At 59.0% G+C, this 22733-nt stretch carries 16 protein-coding genes; 10 read left to right on the top strand and 6 right to left on the bottom strand.

The window, feature by feature from the left end; all coding sequences use genetic code 11:
• Positions 1–23: 23 nt before the first annotated feature.
• From ligA to AACX99_RS09095, 4 genes are all read right to left on the bottom strand, one after another.
• Positions 24–2390, bottom strand: coding sequence for an NAD-dependent DNA ligase LigA (gene ligA / locus AACX99_RS09110; RefSeq protein ID WP_339411162.1), 2367 nt, complete (start codon positions 2388–2390; stop codon positions 24–26).
• 60 nt (positions 2391–2450) lie between these two features.
• Positions 2451–3275, bottom strand: a complete 825-nt coding sequence (gene zipA / locus AACX99_RS09105; RefSeq protein WP_339411161.1) for a cell division protein ZipA — start codon at positions 3273–3275, stop codon at positions 2451–2453.
• A 182-nt stretch (positions 3276–3457) separates the two neighbouring features.
• On the bottom strand, positions 3458–6946 hold the full coding sequence (gene smc, locus AACX99_RS09100; protein ID WP_339411159.1) for a chromosome segregation protein SMC: 3489 nt from the start codon (positions 6944–6946) through the stop codon (positions 3458–3460).
• 12 nt (positions 6947–6958) lie between these two features.
• Positions 6959–7618 (bottom strand): GntR family transcriptional regulator, encoded by a 660-nt coding sequence (locus tag AACX99_RS09095; protein ID WP_339411157.1) that lies wholly within the window; start codon positions 7616–7618, stop codon positions 6959–6961.
• Positions 7619–7856: 238 nt separating this feature from the next.
• Between AACX99_RS09095 and AACX99_RS09090 the strand changes: the two genes are divergently transcribed.
• The 5 genes from AACX99_RS09090 to guaD all read left to right on the top strand — a co-directional run bounded on the left by AACX99_RS09090 (position 7857) and on the right by guaD (position 15600).
• On the top strand, positions 7857–8996 hold the full coding sequence (locus tag AACX99_RS09090) for an alkane 1-monooxygenase (protein WP_339411155.1): 1140 nt from the start codon (positions 7857–7859) through the stop codon (positions 8994–8996).
• Positions 8997–9305: 309 nt separating this feature from the next.
• Positions 9306–10745 carry a xanthine dehydrogenase small subunit gene (gene xdhA, locus AACX99_RS09085; RefSeq protein ID WP_339411153.1) on the top strand — a complete coding sequence of 480 codons (1440 nt, stop codon included), beginning with the start codon at positions 9306–9308 and terminating at the stop codon, positions 10743–10745.
• On the top strand, positions 10738–13134 hold the full coding sequence (gene xdhB, locus AACX99_RS09080; RefSeq protein WP_339411151.1) for a xanthine dehydrogenase molybdopterin binding subunit: 2397 nt from the start codon (positions 10738–10740) through the stop codon (positions 13132–13134). The genes xdhA and xdhB overlap by 8 nt, the downstream gene beginning before the upstream one ends.
• 263 nt (positions 13135–13397) lie before the next feature.
• Positions 13398–14234: a xanthine dehydrogenase accessory protein XdhC gene (gene xdhC / locus AACX99_RS09075; RefSeq protein WP_339411149.1), complete on the top strand. Its 837-nt coding sequence runs from the start codon at positions 13398–13400 to the stop codon at positions 14232–14234.
• A gap of 61 nt (positions 14235–14295) precedes the next feature.
• Complete coding sequence (gene guaD / locus AACX99_RS09070) at positions 14296–15600, top strand: guanine deaminase (RefSeq protein ID WP_339411147.1); 1305 nt, start codon at positions 14296–14298, stop codon at positions 15598–15600.
• A gap of 90 nt (positions 15601–15690) precedes the next feature.
• Here the strand turns inward: guaD and AACX99_RS09065 are convergent, their stop codons facing one another.
• Complete coding sequence (locus tag AACX99_RS09065; protein WP_339411146.1) at positions 15691–16449, bottom strand: GntR family transcriptional regulator; 759 nt, start codon at positions 16447–16449, stop codon at positions 15691–15693.
• 626 nt (positions 16450–17075) lie between these two features.
• Here AACX99_RS09065 and AACX99_RS09060 point away from each other — a divergent pair.
• Both AACX99_RS09060 and AACX99_RS09055 read left to right on the top strand, forming a co-directional pair.
• A complete protein-coding gene (locus tag AACX99_RS09060) occupies positions 17076–18425 on the top strand; it encodes an NCS2 family permease (protein ID WP_445261849.1) in 1350 nt (449 codons plus the stop codon).
• A gap of 214 nt (positions 18426–18639) precedes the next feature.
• Positions 18640–19266, top strand: a complete 627-nt coding sequence (locus AACX99_RS09055) for a LysE family translocator (protein WP_339411144.1) — start codon at positions 18640–18642, stop codon at positions 19264–19266.
• 198 nt (positions 19267–19464) lie between these two features.
• Here the strand turns inward: AACX99_RS09055 and uraH are convergent, their stop codons facing one another.
• On the bottom strand, positions 19465–19818 hold the full coding sequence (gene uraH / locus AACX99_RS09050) for a hydroxyisourate hydrolase (RefSeq protein ID WP_339411143.1): 354 nt from the start codon (positions 19816–19818) through the stop codon (positions 19465–19467).
• 413 nt (positions 19819–20231) lie between these two features.
• On the opposite strand from uraH, the gene puuE reads away from it, so the two are divergent.
• Genes puuE through alc form a run of 3 tightly spaced genes read left to right on the top strand, consistent with a single transcriptional unit; the run spans position 20232 to position 22731 of the window.
• Positions 20232–21173: an allantoinase PuuE gene (gene puuE / locus AACX99_RS09045; protein WP_339411141.1), complete on the top strand. Its 942-nt coding sequence runs from the start codon at positions 20232–20234 to the stop codon at positions 21171–21173.
• Positions 21170–21685 carry a 2-oxo-4-hydroxy-4-carboxy-5-ureidoimidazoline decarboxylase gene (uraD, locus tag AACX99_RS09040; protein ID WP_339411139.1) on the top strand — a complete coding sequence of 172 codons (516 nt, stop codon included), beginning with the start codon at positions 21170–21172 and terminating at the stop codon, positions 21683–21685. Before puuE ends, uraD begins: the two co-directional genes overlap by 4 nt.
• 50 nt (positions 21686–21735) lie before the next feature.
• Complete coding sequence (alc, locus tag AACX99_RS09035) at positions 21736–22731, top strand: allantoicase (protein WP_339411138.1); 996 nt, start codon at positions 21736–21738, stop codon at positions 22729–22731.
• Positions 22732–22733 lie beyond the last annotated feature (2 nt).

Genomic DNA, 22733 nt, shown 5'->3' with positions numbered 1-22733 from the left:
GGCAGTACAGAAAACCCGCTCGTCTAGAGGCCGTAGCCTGCCAAGGCTGACAAAAACTGCGCCTCGTCAATCACACGCACCCCTAAGTCACTGGCCTTGGCCAGCTTCGAGCCCGCCCCAGGCCCTGCCACCAAGCAACTGGTTTTCGCCGATACCGAACCGGCTACCTTGGCGCCCAGGCTTTCCAGTTTCTCCTTGGCTACGTCGCGGCTCATAACCTCCAGCGTGCCGGTCAGCACCCAGGTCTGCCCCGCCAGCGGCAAGCCTTCGATAAGTTTTTTCTCGCTGTGCCAGTGCATACCAAAGGCCTGCAACTGCGCCTCGATGGCCCTTGCACGCTCAGCATTGGCCTTTACGTCGAAAAATTCGCGCACCGCCTTGGCTTGCTTCTCGGGTAGGGTCTGGCGCATATCCAGCCAGTCAGCTGCCAATACAGCCTCAAGATTGTGAAACTTATCCGCCAGCTTCTGCGCGCCTCCAGGGCCTACGGAGGGGATATTCAGTTTGTCGAGCATTCCTGCCAGCGTGGCACTGGCGCTGAGCTCGGCACCTAGCTCACTCTGTTCCTGCAACTGCAAGCCGCACTGGTCGCTGGCCAGCAAGGCCGCAATCACCTGCTGGTTATGGCTATCGGCAAAGAAGCTGTGAATCTCATGGGCAACCTCCAGACCGATATCCGGCAGGTAGGTCAGCACTTCCGGCAAGGCTTGCTGTACGCGCTCTAAAGATGCCAGTGAACGGGCCAGCACTTTGGCCGTTTCCTCGCCCACATCGGGTATACCGAGGGCGTAAATAAACCGCGCCAGGGTCGGTTGCTTGCTGTCGGCGATGGCTTGCAGCAGCTTGTTACTGGAAACCTCGGCAAAGCCTTCCAGATTGACGATCTGCTCATAGGTCAGCTTGTACAGATCGGCCGGCGAGGCGATCAGCTGCTCATCGACCAACTGCTCAATGGTCTTGTCGCCCAGGCCTTCGATATCCATGGCCCGGCGCGAGACGAAGTGAATGATTGCCTGTTTAAGCTGGGCAGCACAGGCCAGGCGCCCGACACAGCGATACACCGAGCCCTCACTAAAGGTTTCCTTGCCCTTGCTGCGCTTGACCAGCTGGGTGCGCTCAACGTGGGAGCCGCACACTGGGCAGTTTTCTGGTATCTGCACGGCCCGGGCATTCGCTGGACGCCGCTCTGGCACCACTGACATAACCTGCGGGATTACATCACCGGCGCGGCGGATAATCACCGTATCGCCAATCATCACACCCAGGCGCGCCACCTCATCCATATTGTGCAGCGTGGCATTGGCCACCATCACTCCTGCCACCTTGACCGGTTTGAGCCGCGCTACTGGAGTGACCGCACCGGTTCGACCAACCTGAAACTCCACACCTAGCAGCTCGGTCAGTTCTTCCTGCGCCGGAAACTTGTGGGCAATCGCCCAGTGCGGCGTGCGCGCGCGGAAGCCGAGTTGCTGCTGATCTTCGATGGTATTGACCTTGAACACCACACCATCGATGTCATAGGCCAGGGCCATGCGCCGTTCGCCAATATCTCGGTAGTAATCCAGACAAGCCTGCACGCCCTTGGCCAGTTTCAGTTCGCGGCTAATGGGAATACCCCAGGCTTTGAGCTGTTCGAGCATGCCAACCTGAGTGGTCGCGAGCTCGCCGCTGACTTGGCCGACGCCATAGCAGCAGAACTCCAGCGGCCGGCTAGCAGTGATCTTCGGATCGAGCTGACGCAGGCTTCCGGCTGCTGCATTGCGCGGGTTGGCGAAGGTCTTGCCACCGCTCTCGGCTTGACGGGCATTAAGCTCTTCAAAACCCACCTTGGGCATATAGACTTCGCCGCGCACTTCCAGCATCAGCGGCCAACCTTCGCCTTGCAGCTTGAGTGGCACGTTGCGGATGGTGCGCACATTGCGGCTGATATCCTCGCCGGTAGTGCCATCGCCACGGGTCGCGCCGCGCACTAATTGGCCGTTCTCGTAACGCAAGCTGACGGCCAGACCATCGAGCTTGGGTTCGCAGCTGTATTCAACATCCGCTCCGCCGCCGAACAGGTCGCCCGAAAGGCCAAGGCCGCTCTGCACACTGCGGTCGAAGGCAAGTAGATCCTCTTCTTCGAAGGCATTACCCAGGCTGAGCATTGGAATCTCATGGCGTACTTCGCCAAACGCCGCCAGCGCCTCAGCGCCGACGCGCTGGGTCGGCGACTCGGCTGTCACCAGTTGCGGATGTTCAGCTTCCAGTGCCTGCAATTCACGAAACAGACGGTCGTATTCGGCATCGGGAACGCTCGGTTCATCGAGAACGTAATAGCGGTAGTTATGCTCATCCAGTTCGGCACGCAGTTGCACAATGCGCTGGGCAGCAATCGAAGCGTCGGTCATTGCAGTGTTCTCTCAAACGAAAAGAGCAGCCTTGGCTGCTCTTGGTATTTCATCGATTAATCAGCGCTTATTGGTCAGTTGCTTGCGCTCATATTCGACGATGCGCTGACGATAATGTTCGATAGTTTGCGCAGTCATCACGCTGCGCTGGTCATCCTTCAACTCGCCACCCAGTTCATGAGCCAGTTTGCGTGCGGCTGCCACCATCACATCAAACGCCTGCTTGGGATGACGCGGACCGGGCAAGCCAAGGAAGAAGCTCACGGCGCGAGTGCTGAAACCCTCAATATCATCGAGATCAAAAGTGCCAGGTTTTAATGCATTGGCCATGGAGAACAGCACTTCACCGTTACCGGCCATGCTTTCGTGGCGATGGAAAATGTCCATCTCACCGAAACGCAGGCCGCTTTCCAGAATGTTCTGCAACAGCGCTGGGCCTTTGAAGCCTTCTTCATCGCGAGCAATGACGTTGATTACCAGCACTTCTTCAACCGGCGGCAATTCCTTGTTGCTTTCTTTGGTCTGACCGGCGGGTTTGACCACGTCGTCATCAACCGGGTTAAGCAACGTCGGCACAGGCTCGTCCAAGCCCAGGTTAAGGTCGCCCTGCTGAGGTTCACCGCTGCGGCGACGATTCAACTCACGAGCGCTGAGCGACGGCAGGTCTTCTTCATCGAAAGCTGGCTCATTACTGCGATCAATAACCCGAGGCGGACTAAGCAGATCGGGATCGCTGTCGTCGTCCGGCAAATTGGCAAAACTGCGATCAAGCTTGAACTTGAGTTTGCCTTTGCTACCACGCATCCGACGCCAGCCATCAAACAGGATGCCGGCAATTACTATAATGCCGATGACAATCAGCCACTCGCGCAGACCGAATTCCATGAAATACCTTAACCCCTAATAAAAATGTGATGAAAAAGGCCTTCCCGGGCCATTTTGCTAATTCTTTTTCGCGACGCCAAGCCCATGTTCTGCCAGGCCTTTCCCTCAGTTATAACGCCACGTCTAATATCAATGCGCATTAAGCTAGCACGACGAAAGATAACTTTACACCGCCCTGGCCATCATGATTCAACCAAGGCCAGCGCTTCCTCTACATCCACGGCCACCAACCGCGAACAGCCAGGCTCATGCATGGTTACACCCATCAACTGATCGGCCATTTCCATGGCGATTTTATTGTGGGTGATATAGATAAATTGCACAGTTTCCGACATCTCTTTTACCAGCCGTGCATAACGCCCGACGTTGGCGTCATCCAGCGGCGCGTCCACTTCATCCAGCATGCAGAACGGCGCGGGGTTAAGTTTGAAGATGGCAAATACCAAGGCCAATGCCGTTAGCGCCTTTTCCCCGCCGGACAACAAATGAATGGTGCTGTTCTTCTTGCCCGGCGGGCGCGCCATGATGGTTACACCGGTATCCAGCAAATCTTCGCCGGTTAGCTCCAGATAAGCGTTGCCACCACCGAAGACTTTCGGGAATAACGCCTGCAGGCCACCGTTGATTTGATCGAAGGTTTCCTTGAAGCGGTTACGGGTTTCCTTGTCGATCTTGCGAATCACATTTTCCAGAGTATCCAGGGCCTCTACCAAGTCGGCGTTCTGCGCATCCAGGTAGCGTTTACGCTCGGATTGCTGCTGGTATTCGTCAATCGCCGCCAGGTTGATCGGACCCAGACGCTGAATACGTGCAGCCAGACGCTCCAGCTCGTCTTCCCAGACTTTCTCGCTGGCTTCTGCAGGCAGGCTGGCGAGTACACCATGCAGGTCGTAATTGTCTTCCAGCAATTGGTCCTGCAGGGCTTTGCGCCTTACGGTCAGCGATTGCCAATCCATTCGTTGCTGTTCCAGCTGGCCCCGTAATAACTGCGCCTGCTGTTCGGCCTGGGTACGGCGTTTTTCCGCATCACGCAGTTCACGGTCGGCATCTTCCAGCGCCAGACGCGCCAGCTTGAGTTCGTCTTCCACCGCCATGCGCTTGTCGAGCTGCTCTTCCAGCTTCATCCGCAGCTCTTCCAGCGGCGCTTCACCCTCCTCCAGGTTGAGGTTGAGTTGCTCGCGCTTCTCGTGCAGACGCTCGGCCTGCAACTCCAGGCGCTCCAGGGCCTGACGGGTAGAGTCATGCTGGGCTTTCAGCGAACCCAGACGCACGGCCAGTTGATGGGCGTGATCCTTGTGCTGACGGGCTTCCTGACGCACCCGATCGAGACGCTCACGCAGGCTGTCGCGGCGGGCTAACAGGCTTTCGCGCTGCTCATTGTCATTGGCCATGGCATCCAGGGCATCTTGCAGCTGCAAGCGCGATTCACCCAGTTGCTCATGTTCGATTTCGCGTTGTTCGCCTAGCTCCAGCAGCTCGCTATCCAGGCGGGTACGGCGCAGTATCAGCTGCTCGACCTTGGCCTGCCCGGCAGACAGCTGGGCCTTCAGCTCGCCGAGCCGACGGGCCTGATCCTGTGCCTGGCGGCGTTGTTGCTCGCGTTGCTCTTCCTGGGCGCGCTGATTTTCACGCAAGTGCAGCAGGCGCTCATCGAGCACGGCCAGTGCGGCTTCGCGCTCATCACGCTCCAGAGTCAGCCGCTCGATCTCCTGACCGCGGGCCAGCACGCCGCTTTCCGCTTCACTGGCGCGGCGCACGCGCAAAAAGTGCCGACCAACCCAGTAACCATCACGGCTGATCAGGCTTTCGCCTTCGGCCAGGCTCAAGCGTGCAGCCAGTGCTTCATCCAGGCTTTGCACTGGCCTGACCTTGGCCAGCCAAGGCGCCAGATCGACGTTCGCTTCGACCTTGTCCAGCAGGCTGCCGGCAACCCGCGCGCCGTTCTTACTCGGGCTAGCCAGGCGTAAATCGCCCTGGGTCAGGCCGGCAAAATCCAAACCTTGGAAATCATCCAGCAGCACGGCCTGCAGGTCGGCGCCCAGTACGGTTTCCACCGCCAGTTCCCAGCCGGCTTCAACGCGCAGGCCTTCAGCCAGACGTGGCCGCTCACTCAGTTGCTGCTCGCGCAGCCACTCACCGGCACCTTTGCCTGGGTCCAGCGCCGCTTGTTGCAGCGCTTCCAACGAAGCCAGACGACCATTCAACCGCTGCAATTCGCCTTGCGCCTGCTGCTGGGCCTGACCGCTGTGCTGCAGATCATTACGCAGCTGCTGCAGACGCTCTGCCTGCTGTTCTTCTTCCTGCTGCAGATCTTCCAGGCTGATTTCGCCGGCGGCGATCTGCTCGCTCAGCTCGATAATCGCGGCATCTTCCGGGTCGGCCGACAGTTGTTGCTGCTCATCGGTAAGGCGGCGCTGGCGCTCGGCCAGGCGCTCCAGGCTCTGCTCCAGCTGGGCAATGCGTGATTGCTGCACTTCGGCCTGACGCCGTGGTTCGGCGCTGCGCTGGTTGAAGCTATCCCACTGTTCCTGCCAGCCATGCATGGCTGTTTCGGATTCTTCCAACCCGGCCGCAGATTCTTCTGCCGCCGCTGCAGTCAGCTCCTGCTCAGGCTCGAGCATGGCCAGCTCTTCGCCCAGGGTCGCCAGCAATGTGCGGTCGTGGCCCAGGTGCGATTCGGTTTCCAGGCGCGCGCGTTCGGCTTCGTTGAGGTCATCCTGCAACTGACGCAGACGCTGTTGACCGTGCTGAATACTCTGCTCGATGCGGGCGATATCACCGCCCACCGAGTAGAAACGGCCCTGCACCAGATTGAAACGCTCGCTCAGCTCATGGTGGCCGTCGCGCAGGCGCTCGATGCTCGCATCGGCATTGCGCTGCTCAGCGACCAGGGCTTCGAAGCTGACTTCCTGGTTGCTGATCACCGCCTCGCGGCTGCCCACCTGTTCATTTAGCGCTTGCCAGCGCAGTGCCGTGAGCTGGGCCTTGAGCTGACGCTCCTCGGCCTTGTATTCCTGATATTTCTCCGCCGACTGGGCCTGGCGGTGCAAGCGGTCGAGCTGACGCTCCAGCTCTTCACGCAGGTCAGTCAGGCGCGCCAGGTTTTCATGAGTCCGGCGAATGCGGTTTTCAGTCTCGCGGCGACGCTCCTTGTACTTGGAGATGCCGGCGGCTTCTTCGATAAAGTTACGCAAGTCTTCCGGCTTAGCTTCGATCAGCTTGCTGATCATGCCCTGCTCGATAATCGAGTAGCTGCGCGGGCCCAGACCGGTACCGAGGAATATGTCGGTAATGTCGCGGCGACGGCACTTGGTGCCGTTGAGGAAATAGGTGTTCTGGCTGTCGCGGGTGACCCGGCGGCGTATGGAGATTTCGTTATAGCCGGCGTACTCGCCCGTCAGGGTGCCGTCGGAGTTGTCGAAGACCAGCTCGATGGAGGCCTGGGTCACCGGTTTGCGGGTATTGGAGCCATTAAAGATGACGTCGGTCATCGACTCGCCACGCAGGTTCTTCGCCGAACTTTCGCCCATCACCCAGCGCACGGCGTCGATAATGTTCGACTTGCCGCAGCCGTTAGGCCCGACCACTGCCGCCATATTACTGGGGAAGGTCACCGTGGTCGGGTCGACGAATGACTTGAAACCGGCCAGTTTGATGCACTTGAGCCGCATAGACAGCCTTCCTTAAGCGTCGGCCAGTGCGGCCAGCACCAGCTGGCAATTGTGCTCACCGTAACCCAGCAAGATCTCGCGGATGGCCTGGTGGTCACGGGCGATGATCGCCTGCAGCAAGGCGGCAAAGGTATTGAGGAACTGGCCCATTTCACCTTTGCGCCGCTCCAGCGCCAAGTGATAGGTGCGGCTGATAGCCGGCAGCAGGTTCTCCACGGTTTCCTGTAGGTAGGGATTATTGGAGAACGGGAATGCAGCACGCATGATGTCAAAGCTGCTTTCGACAAAAGCATTGATATCTTCACGCTGCAGGCTGTCCTGCAGGCGCTGCTGAATAACCAGGAACGGCCCGAGATCGGCCTCGGCCTGCCAGCTATCCGCCACCGCTTTGCCCAGTAGGATGTAGAGCTCCATGACCAGGGCGTACAGGCTCTTGACATTATGCGGCGTCAGTTCAGCCACCTGCGCGCCACGGCGCGGCGGAATCACGATCAGGTGCCGGCGTTCCAGAATCAGCAGTGCTTCGCGCACCGACCCTCGGCTGACATTCAGCGCCTGGGTGACTTTCTGTTCCTGAATCCGCTCACGCGCCTTCAACTCACCACGAATGATGCGTTCGGCAAGGTGATGGGCGATCTGCTCAGCGAGGCTATCCGGTGCCTTGAACGTCATGATGATCCTTAGGCTCTATCTGACCTATTGGAGATGGCTTAAAGCGGCTAAACCCGCGCCAGGCTTGGCCTGAGCGGTCGAGCGCCGGCGCGAGTGTAACACAGGGTGTTACCGGGCCAAGGCTACCAGCGCCCTGCTTTCAAACCAAAAGGTGGGCTGTCAGGGGATGGGCAGCAACACGGATTGTCCTACAATTCAACCAACACCCTACTCCAACAATAATAAGTACGGAGCCACCATGTTCGAACGCCTACCCTCCAACTGGATGCTTGTGATTAAAAGCATCGGCTACTGGTTATGGTTGATCCCTGTATTGGGCATCCCATTGAGCTATTACTGGTCATTAAATAGCCAATACACCAACGCCTGGCCCTGGTTGGTAGTGTTGGTGGTGTTTGGGGTGATTCCGTTGCTGGACTTCATTATCGGCCGCGACCCCGCCAACCCCGACGAAGCGGTGCAAGTACCGCAAATGGAGCAGCAGGGTTATTACCGCTTGCTTAGCCTGATCACCGTGCCGGCTTTGCTTGGCATGCTCGGTTGGTCCGGCTGGGTGTTCGTCAACCATGAGGCCTGGAGCTGGATTGGCCAGCTCGGCTGGGTACTTTCCGTCGGCACGGTCACTGGCGCCATTGGCATCACCGTGGCCCATGAGTTCATTCATAAAGACCCGCAGTTGGAGCAGAATGCTGGCGGCTTGCTACTGGCAGCCGTATGCTACGGCGGCTTCAAGATCGAGCATGTACGCGGCCACCATGTGCATGTATCAACTCCGGAAGACGCCAGCTCTTCGCGTTACGGCCAGAGCCTGTATGCCTTCCTGCCGCACGCCTATGTGCACAACTTCCTCAATGCTTGGAAGCTTGAAGCAGAGCGGCTGAAACGCAAGAACCTGCCCGCACTGCACTGGCGCAATGAGCTGATTGGCTGGTATGCGGCCAGCGCATTGTTACTGCTCGGTTTCAGCCTGGCCTTCGGCTGGCTCGGCGCAGTGTTCTTTATTGCGCAGTCGGTGGTCGCCTTTACCCTGCTGGAAATCGTCAACTATGTGGAGCATTACGGCCTGCATCGCCGCAAGCTGGACACTGGCCGCTATGAACGCACCAATCCGACGCACTCTTGGAATAGCAACTTTCTGCTGACCAACCTGTTTCTCTTCCATCTGCAGCGCCATTCCGACCACCATGCTTACGCCAAACGCCGTTATCAGGTGCTGCGCCATTTCGACGATAGCCCGCAGTTGCCCAACGGCTACGCCGGGATGATCGTTCTCGCGCTGTTTCCGCCGCTGTGGCGCGCGGTGATGGACCCACGGGTGCGCGCTTATTACGCCGGTGAAGAGCATCAACTGACCGATTCGCAGCTGACTAATTCCTAGAGCGCAGACGCCGCTACAAAAAACGCCAAGGACTCCCCCCCTTGGCGTTTTTGCATGCGTGCACTTTTGTTTCTGCAGCGCCTTGCTTGGCACAAAAGCAGCTAGCGTTTAACCGAGTTACAGGGCTTTTCGCGCTCATAACTGAATCGTATGACAATCGCCTGACCAAAGAGTCAAATATTTGTTGACCCTAAAGTCAGAAAACTCTAGATTCGCCTCATGCCAAGCCGTGTGGAAACGCTGCGCCGTTGTGCTCAGTCGTTTTAGCAGAGCCTGATACGAGAACAATAAAGTGCCTGGAGGTCGTCCTTGATCCAGTTTTTACTCAACCGGGAGCTGCGTACTGAGCATGCCCTGGACCCAAACGTCACCGTGCTCAATTACCTGCGTGAGCATGTCGGCAAATCCGGAACCAAAGAAGGCTGCGCTTCAGGCGACTGCGGTGCCTGCACCGTAGTAGTCGGTGAGCTGGATGGTGAGCATGTGCGTTATCGCACCCTCAACTCCTGCCTGACCTTCGTTTCCTCCTTGCACGGCAAGCAACTGATCACGGTTGAAGACCTCAAGCACCAAGGCCAACTGCATAGCGTGCAACAAGCCATGGTCGACTGCCACGGCTCGCAGTGCGGCTTCTGCACCCCAGGTTTTGTCATGTCGCTGTTCGCCCTGCAGAAAAACAGCAGCGGTTTCGACAAGGCCGACACCATGGAAGCTCTGGCCGGCAACCTATGCCGCTGCACCGGCTACCGCCCGATTATCGATGCCGCCGAGCAGGCCTGTTGCCAGAAGCAGCCAGACCAGTTCGACGCTGCCGAAGCGCAAACCGTCGAGCAACTGAAAGCCATCGCCCCGCAAGATACTGCTGAGCTCAATAGCGGCGACAAACGCTGCCTGTTACCGCTGACCGTCGCCGACCTGGCCGATATCTATGCGGCCAACCCAGAGGCGCGCCTGCTGGCTGGCGGCACCGATCTGGCCTTGGAAGTTACCCAGTTCCACCGCGAACTGCCGGTAATGATCTACGTTGGCCATATCGAAGCGATGAAGCGCGTCGTAGTGACCGCCGAGAGCATCGAAATCGGTGCCGCCACTGCGCTCTCCGATTGCTACGCAGCGCTGGCCCAGGACTACCCGGACTTTGGCGAGCTGCTGCACCGCTTTGCCTCGCTGCAAATCCGCAACCAGGGCACCCTGGGCGGCAATATCGGCAACGCCTCGCCAATTGGCGACGCCCCGCCGCTGCTGATCGCCCTCGGCGCGCATATCGTCCTGCGCAAAGGCAATGAGAGCCGCACCCTGCCGATCGAAGACTACTTCCTCGATTACAAGGTGACTGCGCGCCAGGAAGCCGAATTTATCGAGAAGATCATCGTGCCGCGCCACCAGGCCAGCCAGGCGTTCCGCGCCTACAAGGTATCCAAGCGCCTCGACGACGACATTTCCGCCGTTTGCGCCGCCTTCAACCTGGTGGTCGAAGACGGCGTGGTGCAAAGCGCACGCATTGCCTTTGGCGGCATGGCCGCGATTCCGAAACGGGCCACGGCCTGTGAAGCCGCGCTGCAGGGTTCCGCCTGGTATCCGGGCGTGATCGAACGCGCTTGCGCCGCGCTGGCCGAGGATTTCACCCCGCTCAGCGACTTCCGCGCCAGCAAGGAATACCGCCTGCTCACAGCACAGAATCTGCTGCGTAAATTCTTCCTCGAGCTGCAAGCTCCCGAAGTCGAAACCCGGGTGACCGCTTATGTCTAATCATCATGTAATTAAAAGCCAGGCCGAATTGGCCGAACTGTTCCGCGCCGACATCACCACCGGCGTCGGCCGCAGCGTTAAACATGACAGCGCCGACAAACACGTCTCTGGCGAAGCCGTCTACGTCGACGACCGCCTGGAATTCCCCAATCAGCTGCACGTTTATGCCCGCATGAGCGACCGCGCTCACGCGCGCATCGTCAGCATCGATACCAGCCCTTGCTACCAGTTCCCGGGCGTGGCTATCGCCATCACCAAGGATGACGTACCCGGCCAGCTTGATATCGGCCCCGTAGTCGCCGGTGACCCGCTGCTGGCGGACGGCAAGGTCGAATACGTTGGCCAGGTGGTGATCGCCGTTGGCGCGGATAGCCTGGAAACCGCGCGCAAAGCGGCCATGGCTGCGGTCATCGAATATGAAGACCTCGAGCCAGTGCTGGACGTAGTGGATGCTCTGCACAAGAAGCATTTCGTCCTCGACAGCCATCAGCACAAGATCGGCAACTCCAGTGCAGAACTGGCTACCGCGCCGCGCCGCCTGCAAGGCAGCCTGCATATCGGCGGCCAGGAACACTTCTACCTGGAAACCCAGATCTCCTCGGTGATGCCGACTGAAGACGGCGGCATGATCGTTTACACCTCCACGCAGAACGCCACCGAAGTGCAGAAGCTGGTCGCAGAAGTGCTTGGCGTACCGATGCACAAGATCGTCATCGACATGCGCCGCATGGGCGGCGGTTTCGGCGGTAAGGAAACCCAGGCCGCAGGCCCGGCATGCCTCTGCGCGGTGATCGCGCACCTCACCGGCCGGCCGACCAAGATGCGCCTGCCGCGCGTTGAAGACATGCAGATGACCGGCAAGCGTCACCCCTTTTACGTCGAATACGACGTGGGCTTCGACGACAACGGCCTGTTGCATGGCATCGAAATCGAATTGGCCGGCAACTGCGGCTACTCGCCTGACCTGTCCGGTTCAATCGTCGACCGCGCGATGTTCCACTCCGACAATGCCTACTTCCTCGGCAACGCCACCATCAATGGTCACCGCTGCAAGACCAACACCGCCTCGAACACCGCTTACCGCGGCTTTGGCGGCCCGCAAGGGATGGTCGCTATCGAGGAAATCATGGATGCCGTCGCCCGCAGCCTGGGCAAAGATCCGTTGGAAGTGCGCAAAACCAACTACTACGGCAAGACCGAGCGCAACGTCACCCACTACCACCAGACCGTCGAGCACAACGTCATCCACGAGATGACCGCCGAGCTGGAAGCCAGCAGTGACTATGCCAAACGCCGCGAAGAAATCCGTGCGTTCAATGCCAAGAGCCCGGTGCTGAAGAAAGGCCTGGCGCTGACCCCGGTTAAATTCGGCATCAGCTTTACCGCCACCTTCCTCAACCAGGCCGGCGCGCTGATCCATATCTACACCGACGGTTCGATCCACCTGAACCACGGCGGCACCGAGATGGGCCAGGGCCTCAACACTAAGGTCGCGCAGATCGTCGCCGAAGTGCTGCAGGTGGATATCTCGCGTATCCAGATCACCGCTACCAACACCGACAAGGTGCCGAACACCTCGCCGACCGCCGCTTCCAGCGGTGCCGACCTCAATGGCAAAGCCGCCCAGAACGCCGCTGAAACCCTCAAGCAGCGCCTGGTTGATTTTCTGGTACGCGAATACAAGGTCACCCCGGAAGACGTCGAGTTCCGCAACAGCCAGGTGCGCGTACGTGATCTGTTCCTGAGCTTCGAGGAAGTGATTCAGAAGGCCTACTTCGGCCAGGTATCTCTCTCCAGCACTGGCTTCTACCGCACGCCGAAGATTTTCTATGACCGTGACAAGGCCGCCGGCCGTCCCTTCTACTACTTCGCCTACGGCGCAGCCTGCTCGGAAGTGATCGTCGACACCCTGACTGGCGAATACAAGATGCTGCGCACCGACATCCTGCATGACGTTGGCGCCTCACTGAACCCGGCTATCGATATCGGCCAGGTCGAAGGCGCCTTCGTTCAGGGCATGGGCTGGCTAACCACCGAAGAACTGGTGTGGAACAACAAAGGCAAGCTGGTCACCAATGGTCCCGCTGGCTACAAAATTCCGGCCATCGCCGATATGCCGCTGGACCTGCGCGTCAAGCTGGTGGAAAACCGCAAGAACCCGGAAGACACCGTGTTTCACTCCAAGGCCGTCGGTGAGCCGCCGTTTATGCTCGGCATCGCCACTTGGTGCGCGATTAAGGACGCCGTGGCCAGCCTGGCGGACTACCGCGTGCAGCCGAACATCGACGCCCCGGCCACACCTGAGCGCGTGCTCTGGGGGGTGGAGCAGATGCGCAAGCTGAAGACCACGAACAAAGCCCAGAGCGCAGCCGAGGTCGAAACGGTCTGACGCGAACCACCGATCTGGTGGATGTGCTGCGCGACAGCTACGCGCCCCGATCCACCCTACGAACCTCGTAGGGTGGACAACCGCGAAGCGTTGTCTACCAGGGGCGTGAATGAACAACGAAGCAGGTGTACAACAATGACAAAACACACCGAAACGAAACCGCAAACACCGCGACCCATTCCAGTACCGATACTGGACCCGTCGCCGAGCAACTGGCGCCTGCCGCGCCCCGGACAACTGCCACCTACCTGGAGGCTGAGCAAATGAGCTGGATCAGCGCCCTCGCCGAACTGCAGCAGCAAGGCCAGCCTTGCGTACTGGTGACCATAATCGAAGAGCACGGCTCCACGCCGCGCAATGCGGGCTCGAAAATGGTGGTCACCGCTGACCGCATCTTCGAAACCGTGGGTGGCGGTCACTTGGAATACAAGGCGATGGAGCTGGCCCGCGAAATGCTCGAGAGCCGCAGCCAGGACACCCGCCTGGAGCGCTTCAGCCTGGGGGCCAGCCTCGGCCAGTGCTGCGGTGGCGCCACCGTGCTGCTGTTCGAGCCCATGGGCCAACCGCAAGCACAGATCGCTGTATTCGGCGCTGGTCACGTCGGCCGCGCCCTGGTGCCGCTGCTCGCCAGCCTGCCATGCAAGGTGCGCTGGATCGACTCGCGGGAAAACGAGTTCCCCGAGCAGATCCCCGCTGGGGTCGACAAGGTGGTCAATGACGAGGTGATCGACGAGATCGAGCGCATGCCTGCCGGCAGCTACTTTATCGTCATGACCCACAACCACCAGCTCGACCTGGAACTGACCGCCGAAATCCTCAAGCGCGACGATTTTGCCTACTACGGCCTGATCGGCTCGCAGACCAAACGCGCCAAGTTCGAACACCGCTTGCGTGACCGCGGCTTCGACCCAGCAGTAGTGGCGCGCATGCGCTGCCCCATGGGCTTGGCCGAAGTAAAAGGCAAATTGCCGGTAGAAATTGCCGTGTCCATCGCTGGCGAAGTAATCGCCACCTATAACGCCGCCTTTGGCCAAGAGAGCAAAAAGGGCCAGCCCAGCGTTGCCAAGCTGCTGCCCGCCTCTCGCCGAAGCCAGGCCTGACTATCTGCCCAGGCGCACGCGCGTCTGAGCAACCCACTTCATAGATTGAGATCAGCGTTACATGACTAGCCCAGTGAAAGCCTACCGCGCCGCCATCCTGCACAGCATCGCCGACCCGGCCGTGGTGGGCGTTGAGCAATCCTATGAGTATTTCGAAGACGGCCTGCTGGTCATCGACAACGGCCAGGTGGCCAACGTCGGCCATGCGGCCGACCTGCTGCCAAAGCTCAAGGGCGTTGAAATCACTGAGTATCGTGATGCCCTGATCACCCCCGGCTTTATCGACACCCATATCCACTACCCGCAAACCGGGATGATCGCCTCCTATGGCGAGCAGCTGCTGGACTGGCTGAACACCTACACCTTCCCCACCGAACAGCAATTCGCCGATAAAGCCCATGCTGCGGACGTGGCCGGCATCTTCCTCAAGGAATTGCTGCGCAACGGCACCACCACCGCCCTGGTGTTCGGCAGCGTGCACAAGCAATCGGTAGACGCCTTTTTCGAAGCGGCTGAAGCGCTCAACCTGCGCATGATCGCCGGCAAGGTGCTGATGGACCGCAACGCCCCGGACTACCTGACCGACACGCCCGAGACCGGCTACGCCGACAGTAAGGAGTTGATCGAACGCTGGCACGGCAAGGGCCGCCTGCATTACGCGGTTACGCCACGCTTCGCCCCCACCAGCACCCCGGAGCAACTGACCCTGGCAGGCAAGCTGCTGGGCGAGTACCCGGACCTGTATATGCACACCCACCTGTCCGAGAACCGCAAGGAAATCGAATGGGTCAAGGCGCTGTTCCCCGAGCGCAAGGGCTACCTGGATGTGTACGACCACTACCAGCTGATCGGCGCGCGATCGGTATTCGCCCACGGCGTGCACCTGTGCGACGACGAATGCAAACGCCTGGCCGAAACCGGCTCGGCCGTGGCCTTCTGCCCGACCTCCAATCTGTTCCTCGGCAGCGGCCTGTTCGACCTCAACAAGCTGGAAGAGCACGGCGTACGCGTCGGTCTGGGTACCGACGTCGGCGCCGGCACCAGCTTCAGCCAGCTGCAGTCGCTGAACGAGGCCTACAAGGTCATGCAGCTGCAGGGCAAGAAGCTCGACCCGTTCAAGTCGCTGTACCTGGCTACCCTCGGCGGTGCCAATGCGCTGTACCTGGACGACAAGCTGGGCAACTTCCTGCCCGGTAAAGACGCTGACTTCGTGGTGCTCGACTACAACGCTACGCCGCTGATCAGCTACCGCATGCAGCAGGCCAAGAGCCTGGATGAACGCCTGTTCGCCCTGACCATGCTGGGTGACGATCGTGCGATTAAAGAAACCTTTGCCGCCGGCCAATCAGTGCATCGCCGCGACTAAGATCGCCAAGACTAAGTCAGGCAGAATAAATCTCGACCAAGAAAAAGCCCGCTCAATGAGCGGGCTTTTTCTTGGTGCCGGTTGCGCCTATCAACGGCTCACGACTTTCTTCTTGCCGCTTGGTAGCAGGTGCGAGAACACCGCGTGCAGATCATCGGAGGCGGTTTCGCCATCGAGGTTGAGCTTGGCGTCAACGCTGTCCATATGGCGCATCATCAGGTCCACCGCCACTTCAACATTGCCGGCCTCGATGGCATCGATCACCTGGTCGTGCTCGGCATCCGAGCAATGCGTGCGGCTGTTGCTTTCGTACAGGGCGATGATCAGTGAGGTCTGCGAAATGAGGCTACGCAGAAAACCCAGCAAGGTCAGGTTACCCGCGGCCTCCGCGAGTTTCAGGTGGAACTCACCCGACAGGCGAATGCCCATGCCGCGATCACCACGGGCGAAGCAGTCGCGCTCATCGATCACCATCTGACGCAAGGCGGCAATCTGTTCCGGCTTGGCATTCTTGCAGGCCAGTTCGGTAATCGCCCGTTCGATCATCCGGCGCACATAAAAGATCTGCCGCGCTTCTTCCGCACCCGGGCTGGCCACTACCGCGCCACGGTTAGGCCGCAGCAGCACCACACCTTCGTGGGCCAGGCGTGACAACGCACGACGAATAATGGTGCGGCTGACGCCGAAGATTTCACCGAGCGCCTCTTCACTGAGCTTGGTGCCAGGAGCCAGACGCTGCTCGAGAATGGCATCGAAGATATGGGCGTAAACGACATCGTCCTGAGTCCCGCTGCGAGTGCTCTTGCCTTCGCGCGTCTGCTTCTTAAGGGGCTGCAATTGTTCGTTCATTGGGGCTCGCGTGATCAAAGTTCGGCGGTTGCTGATGCAACTCTACTGTGTGTTACCCACCCTCTGGCAAGCAGCACACAAGTAAAAAGTCACAAATAAAAGCCTCTGCATTGTACACAATGTGATCAGTCCGTACATCGCTACCAAAGCATAACGACCGCGTAAATGCGCATTACGCGCGTTTTCTGCATGCACGCTTCTGCCGAAGAATGCGCAATCGGCAGATTCATTTCTTATATCCAGCATTTTTCTTGTTCGCGAATCTGCTTAGTAGTTGCCTCAAACAAGTGACGACAGCAACGCCGCTCTGCTTGCAATTATGTTCAAGAACCCACTGATTACGGGGGTATGCCGACGCCTTTGCGGGGCCGCTAACTGGATGTCCCGGTGCGTATCAGTTAAGCGCTAGTAGTGAATAGGTAGAAAACCCTAGTACATACGGCTTTTTAACCAGAAACATTATTTGCTTTTTTTGTATACAACATCATAATCGGCCTCAGTGTTATTTCTTGACCGACAGGTCAGCTAGGCACGCCAGCAAGGCAAAAACACCACCTACCTCAAGAGTCGAGCAGTGCGCAGCACAGGCTCTGGGTGGCACACAACAAGAGATGAGGAGTACCCCTGTGGAAAGCGCTAAACAAGAACAACAGGCGACGCAGATGCAAGACCTGATCAAGCCCGGTCTGCTTGACCGCTTCTTCAAGTTGACCGAACACCGCACCACAATCAAAACCGAGCTGCTGGCGGGCCTGACGACTTTCGTCACCATGGCTTACATCATCTTCGTTAATCCCAACATCATGGCCACAGCCGGCGTCGATCACGGCGCAGCGTTTGTTGCCACCTGTATCGGGGCGGCCATCGGTTGTTTCCTTATGGGCCTGTATGCCAACTGGCCAGTCGGTCTAGCCCCAGGCATGGGGCTGAACGCCTTCTTCACATACACCGTTGTTGGTGAAATGGGCTACAGCTGGCAGATCGCCCTGGGCGCGGTGTTTATCTCCGGCGTGTTGTTTATGATCATGAGCCTGTCACGCATACGCGAGTGGTTGCTTAACAGCATTCCCATGAGCCTGCGTTTCGCCATGGGTGCGGGGGTTGGTCTGTTTCTCGGATTGATCGGCCTGAAAACCGCAGGCATCGTCGTAGACAGCCCGGCCACCCTGCTGACCATGGGCTCGTTCGGTGAGCCGAATGCAATCCTCGCTGCTGTGTGCTTCCTGCTGATTGCCGTGCTTAGCCACCGTAATGTGTTTGGCGCCATCCTGTTCAGCATGCTCGGCGTCACTGCCATCGGCTGGGCTCTGGGGCTGGTTGAATACACCGGTCTGGTTTCCATGCCACCAAGCCTGGCGCCAACCTTGATGGCACTGGACATCGCCGGTGCGTTCAACATTGCCATGATCAGCGTGATTCTGGCCTTCCTCTTCGTCAACATGTTCGACACCGCCGGCACCTTGATGGGCGTCGCCCATCGCGCCAACCTGGTGGATGAAGACGGCAAGATCCAGAACCTGTCCAAGGCTCTGAAGGCAGATAGTACCTCCAGCGTGGTGGGTGCCTTTGTCGGTTGTCCGCCGGTCACCAGCTATGTAGAAAGTGCTGCGGGCGTGGCCGCCGGTGGTCGTACTGGCCTGACGGCTGTTGCTGTAGGCGTGCTGTTTCTCTGTGCGATGTTCTTTGCCCCGCTGGCCGGGATGATCCCCGCCTACGCCACCGCTGGCGCGCTGATTTATGTGGCGATGCTGATGATGAGCGGCATGGCGCATATCGACTGGAAAGATCACACCGATACCATCCCTGCGATCGTTACCGTGGTGATGATGCCGCTGACTTTCTCCATCGCCAACGGCATTGCCCTGGGCTTCCTGACCTATGCGACGTTGAAACTGCTGACCGGTCAGCGCGACAAGGTATCGCTGAGCTTGTACGTTCTGTGCATTATTTTTATCGCCAAATTCGCCTTCCTGTAATTGAAAACTACTGCGCTCGACTATGCAGCGTTGAAGTCAGGCTCAAAATGCTCATGTACAGTCGTACACTCGCATGCGAGCCCAGTCCGTTTTTCGCCTGACTTCGCCTTGCCTAGTCATCGCTCGCTACGTTTTCAAAACAAAGGAACATGAACCAAGCAAAACCAAAGCCCTGACATGGCGTCAGGGCTTTTGCGCATCTGGAGAATCGCTAATGAGTCTGGAAACCTGGCTGTTGTTCGCAAGCGCTGCACTGGTGGTGATTCTGATTCCGGGGCCACTGTCACTGCTGATGGTCAGCAACAGCCTGAACTATGGGCTGCGCCGCTCGGCTCCGTCTTTTATTGGCGGCGTATCGGCCTCGATCTGTTTGCTGAGTGCCTCGGCGCTCGGCCTAGGCGCACTGCTACTGGCCTCGGAGCAATTGTTCAGCGTGTTGAAGATTGTTGGCGCGCTCTATCTATTTTATCTCGCCTGGCAGAGCTGGCAGGAATCACGCAAAGCCGCCAAGCCGGTGACGGCAGAGGAACTGCCGGTTAACCCAGGCTTTCGCAGCATGTTCTGGAAGGCCTTCGGCCTCGGTGCCAGCAACCCCAAAGACATCCTCTTTTTCGCCGCCTTTCTGCCGCAATTCATCAGCGCAGAACGCCCTATGCTTGGCCAGTTGCTGGTGATGATCGCCACTTGGGCCGTACTGGACCTAGCCTGCAAACTGTTCTACGGCCTCAGCGCCCAGGGCGCCGCGCGCTACCTGCGCTCCGGCAAGGGCCAGGTGTGGTTCAACCGCATCAGTGCTGCCATGTTTAGCGGCGCTGGCGCGGCGTCGCTACTTAGCCGCTGACAGCCTGCCAAGACTTATCCACGCCACCATCTGTAGGAGCGGGCCATGTCCACGATATCGGTTCGCGGGCATGGAACTGCGCGCCCCGCCCGCTCCTACTCCAGCGCTTGAAACCCGACAAATCGCAGGCAAAAAAAGCCCGCAGTGTGTACGGGCTAAGGACTCTTAAATTGAGTCAGAGGGTGACAAGCATTCTGTTCAGCTACCGCGATAGGTGGAGTAGCTGTAAGGGGAAATCAGCAGCGGCACGTGGTAATGCTCCTGCCCGGCATCGATGCCGAAGCGCAGCACCACAACATCGAGAAATGCCTGCTCGGGTAATTCGACGCCACGCGCACGATAGTAATCGCCGGCATGGAAATGCAGCTGGTAAACCCCGCTGCGGTAATCGTCCCCCTGCAGCACCGGCGCATCGCAACGACCGTCGTGGTTGGTGACAACGCTGTTGAGCAGCTCCATCTGAGCCCCTTCAACACGATACAACTCAATCTTCAATTCGCTGCCTGGGCAACCGTGAGCGGCATCCAGTACGTGTGTGGTCAATCGTCCCATCGCTTATGGGCACCTGCGCAGATAAGCCTACGTAGACGCCGCACCTCCTCTACTTTTATTGAATTCGGCAGATTTATCAGGCTAAGCAGCCTCGACTGAGATGAAGCATAGCATGCTGAAAATCAAAAATAAGACACTTTTACAAAAAACTGTACACAATAAATCGATCATTACGCCTGTTCAGCGCACCGTATGCTGGCAGCCAATTGACCATAAGTGCTTGCGAGTACTGCTTTTGCACAACAACAGCTGCCGGACTGGACAGATTCAGTATTAAGGCAAAATTTCGCAACATAAGTGAATTTTAGATTTACAAAATACGAAGCACTTTGTATACAATTAGCCAATCACGGTCGTGCAACGCACCCATGCCTGCCCAATGACCGCCATAAACAGCAAGAAGGAAGACTGCAGTGAGCGCTGACTACCCACGCGACCTGATCGGTTACGCCAACAACCCGCCCCACCCGCACTGGCCGAACGATGCGCGCATCGCCCTGTCGTTTGTTCTCAACTATGAGGAAGGCGGCGAGCGCAACATCCTGCACGGCGATAAGGAGTCCGAGGCGTTTCTCTCCGAGATGGTTTCCGCGCAGCCGCTGCAAGGCCAGCGCAACCTGTGCATGGAGTCGCTCTACGAGTATGGCAGCCGGGCCGGTGTCTGGCGCTTGCTGAACCTATTCCAGAAACACAACATCCCGCTGACCATCTTCGCCGTGGCCATGGCCGCGCAGCGTCACCCAGATGCAATCAAGGCGATGGTCGCCGCCGGTCACGAGATCTGCAGCCACGGCTACCGCTGGATCGACTACCAGAACATGAGCGAAGCCGAAGAGCGCGAGCATATGCTCGAAGCCATCCGCATCCTCACTGAACTGACTGGCCAGCGCCCGGTAGGCTGGTACACCGGCCGTCTCGGCCCGAACACCCGCCGCCTGGTGCGCGAAGAAGGCGGCTTTCTGTATGACAGCGACACCTACGACGACGACCTGCCCTACTGGGACCCGGCCAGCACCGTGGAAAAGCCGCACCTGGTGATTCCTTACACCCTCGACACCAACGACATGCGTTTCACCCAGGTACAGGGTTTCAACAAGGGTGATGACTTCTTCGAGTACCTGAAGGACGCCTTCGACGTGCTCTACGCCGAAGGCGTGGCCGGCGCACCGAAGATGCTCTCGATCGGCATGCACTGCCGCCTGCTCGGCCGCCCGGCACGCCTGGCGTCACTGGCACGCTTCCTTGAATACGTGCAGAGCCACGAAAAAGTCTGGTGCGCCCGCCGCGTCGACATCGCCCAACACTGGCACGCGACCCATCCGCTGCAAGAGCCATCCAAGGAGAGCTCGAAATGAGCCGTTTTCAAACCCTGACCCCGTCCCGCCTAAGCCGTGAAGACTTCGTCAACGTCTTCGCCGACATCTACGAGCACTCGCCCTGGGTTGCCGAGAAAGCCTTCGACCTGGGCCAGGACGGTAGCATTAATGAAGTTGATGGCCTGCATCAGCGCATGGCCGACCTGTTGCTCAGTGCCAGCCACGCTGCACAGCTGGCATTGATCAATGCTCACCCGGACCTGGCCGGCAAGGCAGCCGTTCGTGGTGAGTTGACCGCCTCCTCCACATCGGAGCAGGCAGGTGCGGGTATTCACGCCTGTACCGCAGAAGAGTTCGCCCGCTTTACCGAACTGAACGATGCCTACAAGGCGAAGTTCGGCTTCCCCTTCATCATGGCGGTGAAAGGCAGCAATCGGCACCAGATTCTGGCGGCCTTCGAGGAGCGCATTCACAACTCCCCGGAGCAAGAATTCGCCTGCGCCCTGGCCGAGATCAACAATATCGCGCTGTTCCGCTTGCAGCAGCTGTAGGCCGCAAGCCCACCGCCCTCCCCAACGCCATCATCTAAGGCAGACATGTCATGAAAGCTTACGCCGTACCCTTTGAGAAATACGTCAACCTCGCCGACGCACGCCTGGGCACCAAGGCCATCTCGGTCACCGACGACTGGTTCGCTGACGTTAACCGTCTGTTCCAGCCGACCCCGGCCGTCTGGAAAGAGGGCGTGTTCGATGACAACGGCAAGTGGATGGATGGCTGGGAGTCGCGCCGCAAGCGCTTCGAGGGTTATGACAGCGCGGTCATCCGCCTGGGCGTACCGGGCTCGATCAAGGGCGTAGACATCGACACCAGCTTCTTCACCGGTAACTTCCCGCCATCTGCGTCCCTGGAAGGCTGCTTCGTCGCTGAAGGCGACCCGACCGACACCACCGAATGGACTGAAGTGCTGGGCGCTGTCGAGCTGCAAGGCAACAGCCACCACTACCACGAAATCAATAACGCCCAGGCCTTCACCCACCTGCGCTTCAACATCTACCCGGACGGCGGCGTCGCCCGTCTGCGTGTCTACGGCGTACCGTTCCGCGACTGGAGCAACGTTGGCGACAACGAGCAGATCGACCTGGCAGCTGCGCTGAATGGCGGCCGCGCCCTGGCCTGCTCGGACGAACACTTTGGCCGCATGAGCAACATCCTCAACCCGGGCCGTGGCATCAACATGGGCGACGGCTGGGAAACCGCACGTCGTCGTACACCGGGCAATGACTGGGTAATCGTCGCCCTCGGCCATCCGGGCGAGATCGAACGCATCGTCGTCGACACCCTGCACTTTAAAGGCAACTACCCGGACAGCTGCTCGATCCAGGGCGCCTTCGTCAAAGGCGGCACCGACAGCCAGATCGAAACCCAGAGCCTGTTCTGGCGCGACCTGCTGCCGAGCCAGAAGCTGCAAATGCACGCCGAGCATGAGTTCAGCGAGCAGATCAAGGCGCTGGGCCCGATCACCCACGTACGGGTGAACGTGTTCCCGGACGGTGGTATCAGCCGCCTGCGCCTGTTCGGCAAAGTCGCCAAGTAAGC

This window comes from Pseudomonas sp. EA_35y_Pfl2_R5, assembly GCF_963970805.1.
Taxonomy (GTDB): Bacteria; Pseudomonadota; Gammaproteobacteria; order Pseudomonadales; family Pseudomonadaceae; genus Aquipseudomonas.
Note: the sequence above shows the minus strand (reverse complement) of the source record. Positions and strands in the feature narration are given on the sequence as shown.